Here is a 3,144-nt window from a genome sequence, read left to right on the forward strand (position 1 = left end):
ACAGCAAGCGGAAGTGGATTAGATCCTAATATTTCAGTTGCAAGCGCTAAAATACAAATTGCAAGGATTCAGAAAGCAAGAAATATAGATCCTGAAAAATTAAACACATTGATTGGCGCCAACACCGAACAACCTTTATTAGGGATGTTTGGACCAGCTAAAATTAATGTTCTAAAACTAAATATTGCTCTAGACGAACTAAAATAAAACCGTAATCAGAGCTGGGGAGGTTGTGTCATACCTCCCCTTTTTTTAAAAATCACCTTAATAGATACAAAATGAATACAAAAATAAGTCTAGCTGCTTTAACTTTATGTTTTTCAGGAGTAGCTTTTGCGCAAGAAGAAAAATCTGAAAATCCATTGAAAATCAGTGGATATGCTGAAACCTATTTTCAATATGATGCTAATAATCCTGATAATAATTCCCGTCCAGGATTCATATACAGCCACAACCGTAACAATGAGGTAAGTTTGAACCTTGGTTTTGTAAAAGCAAATTACGAAACTGAAAAGGTACGTGCCAACATAGCTATTGCAGCGGGTTCCTATATGAATGCAAATTATGCAGGAGAACCTGGAGTTTTAAAAAATGTTTACGAAGCCAATGTAGGATTTAAAGTGGCCAAGAACCAAAATTTATGGATTACAGCAGGAATTTTACCTTCACATATTGGTTATGAAAGTGCTGTTGGAGCCGATTGCTTTACCTTAACTAGAAGTATTATGGCTGAAAATTCTCCTTATTTTGAGGCTGGAGCCAAAATTACATACATTTCGCCAAGTGGACAATGGGAATTAACAGGATTGTATCTTAACGGATGGCAACGAATTCAGCGTGTCGATGGTAATACAACACCGAGTTTTGGTCATCAAATTGTGTACAGACCTTCGTCAAAATTTTCAATTAATAGTAGCTCTTTTATAGGAAATGATAAAGCGGATAACGTACGTCAAAAACGTTATTTCCATGATTTATATGCAGCTTATGATTTAACCAGTAAAGTAAAACTTTTAGCAGGATTTGATATCGGTTGGGAACAAGCCGCACCTCAAAGTGATGAGTATAACAAATGGTACGGAGCTTCTATAATGGCACAGATGATGGCAACTGATAAATTAAATTTTGCCGTAAGAGGAGAATATTACCAAGATAAAAAAGGAGTAATAATTGCATCAGGAACTCCAAATGGTTTTGAAACTTATGGTCTTTCTTTGAACGCAGATTATAAAATCACTCCAAATTTAATGTGGAGAACTGAAATTAAAAATTACACTAGTGAAGATGCCGTTTTTGCTAAAAACACCGCTGAAGTATCAGATACTAGTTTTTCAATAATTACTGCTTTAGCTATCAAATTTTAAATTAAAAGTTTTGCCGTGAAGGCACAAAGAATCAAAGAATCAAAATTTCTTTTGCAGAAGTAATGAAAAGATCTATTTTTCAAGAAGTATTTTAAATTTTGTTACAAAAAAATCTTAGTGACTTTGTGCCTTGGCGACAAAAATAATTTAACCTAAATGGACAACGAAAAAGAAAATAATGTTAAGCACTTTCTAGATTTAATTCAGAAATCTCGCAAAGGAAAGTTTAAAATCTACATTGGGATGAGTGCTGGTGTGGGAAAAACATACCGTATGCTTCAAGAAGCCCACACTTTATTAAAGAACGGTATTGACGTTAAAATAGGATATATTGAAACGCATAATCGCAAAGAAACGCATGAATTATTAGCTGGTCTTCCTGTTATTCCGCGCCGTACTATTTTCTATAAAGGGAAACAACTGGAAGAAATGGACGTGCAAGCGATCATTAATTTACGTCCAGAAGTGGTGATTGTCGATGAGCTAGCACATACGAATATAGAAGGAAGTAAAAATGAAAAACGCTGGCAAGATGTTTTAGAGATTCTAGAATCTGGTATCAATGTAATTTCGGCAGTAAATATTCAACATATAGAAAGTTTAAATCAAGATGTAAAACGAATTACTACTATTGATGTGCAAGAGAGAATTCCAGATCATGTGTTACGAATGGCAGATGAAGTGGTGAATATCGATTTAACTTCAGAGGATTTGATTGCAAGATTAAAAGAAGGTAAAATTTATACAGCTGATAAAATACCAACCGCATTAAATAACTTTTTCAAATCAGATCAAATTTTACAATTACGTGAATTAGCCTTAAAAGAAGTGGTGAATCAAGTCGGACGTAAAGTAGAAAATGAAGTCCCAAAAAATTTAGCTTTAAAGCCTCAAAAAATAGTCGCTTGCATTAGTAGTAATGATAAAATGGCTAAAATTGTGATTCGGAAAACAGCGAGATTAGCAAGTTATTACAATTGCAAATGGTATGTTTTGTATGTAGAAACGCCAAAAGAAAGTTCCAATAAAATAGCCTTGGATAAACAGCGCCATTTAATCAATAATTTCAAATTAGCGTCACAATTAAATGCTGAAGTTATCAAAGTAGAAAATAATAGCATTACCGATGCGATATTAGAAATTGTCGAACAGAAAAATATTACAACTGTTTGTATTGGGAAACCACATTTAAATTTATTTAAAGTAATTTTATCGACTACTATCTTTAATAAATTACTGAATAATCTATCTTCATCAAATATCGACTTAGTAATTTTGTCCTAACTGTTAATTGCATCATCATGAAAATAAAAACCAAATTGAATCTGGGTGTCGGATTGTTGTTCTTAATGATTATTATCCTCTCATTGATAAGTGCTTATTCTGTTTTTTTGATCAAAATTGACACTCAAAACATTCTAAAAGCAAACTATAATACCCTAGAATATTCTCGTAATATGTTGCTTTCATTAGAAAAAATTAGTACCGATAAAAATATAGATTTTTCTGTTTTCGAAAAAAATCTTAAAAGCCAGATGAAAAATGCAACTGAAATTGGTGAAAAGAATGCTAACATTAATCTGGAAAAAAAATTCATCACACTTAAAAATGATTTCAGCAACGAGTCAGTAAAAAATCAAATTAGGCAAGATATTTTTGAAATAATGAAATTGAATATGAATGCCATTAAGCAAAAAAGCGATGTGGCAACTCATACTGCTGAAACGGCCAACTTATGGATTGCTATTACAGGAACGTTATGTTTCTTGATTGCTTTTAA

At 32.5% G+C, this 3,144-nt stretch carries 3 protein-coding genes and 1 pseudogene; all 4 read left to right on the forward strand.

Annotated elements, in window-relative coordinates; translation table 11 throughout:
• Nucleotides 1–207, forward strand: a 207-nt coding sequence (locus BC961_RS14620) for a potassium-transporting ATPase subunit C (RefSeq protein ID WP_121926611.1), incomplete at its 5' end; no start/stop codon positions are given.
• Between the two features lie 71 nt (nt 208–278).
• Entirely contained in the window at nt 279–1,364 is a 1,086-nt protein-coding gene (locus BC961_RS14625; protein ID WP_121926612.1) for a porin, read from the forward strand.
• 156 nt (nt 1,365–1,520) lie between these two features.
• Nucleotides 1,521–2,648 (forward strand): sensor protein KdpD, encoded by a 1,128-nt coding sequence (locus BC961_RS14630; protein WP_121926613.1) that lies wholly within the window; start codon nt 1,521–1,523, stop codon nt 2,646–2,648.
• Nucleotides 2,649–2,665: 17 nt separating this feature from the next.
• Nucleotides 2,666–3,144, forward strand: a pseudogene (locus BC961_RS14635) (PAS domain-containing sensor histidine kinase); the annotation flags it as partial.

Origin of the sequence: Flavobacterium weaverense (genome assembly GCF_003688495.1) — a bacterium.
Classification (GTDB): domain Bacteria; phylum Bacteroidota; class Bacteroidia; order Flavobacteriales; family Flavobacteriaceae; genus Flavobacterium; species Flavobacterium weaverense.

Bases quoted from the DNA above. Each gene is read 5' to 3' on its own strand.
- BC961_RS14630 (WP_121926613.1), top strand. From the start codon at position 1,521: ATGGACAACGAAAAAGAAAATAATGTTAAGCACTTTCTAGATTTAATT.
- BC961_RS14625 (WP_121926612.1), top strand. From the start codon at position 279: ATGAATACAAAAATAAGTCTAGCTGCTTTAACTTTATGTTTTTCAGGA.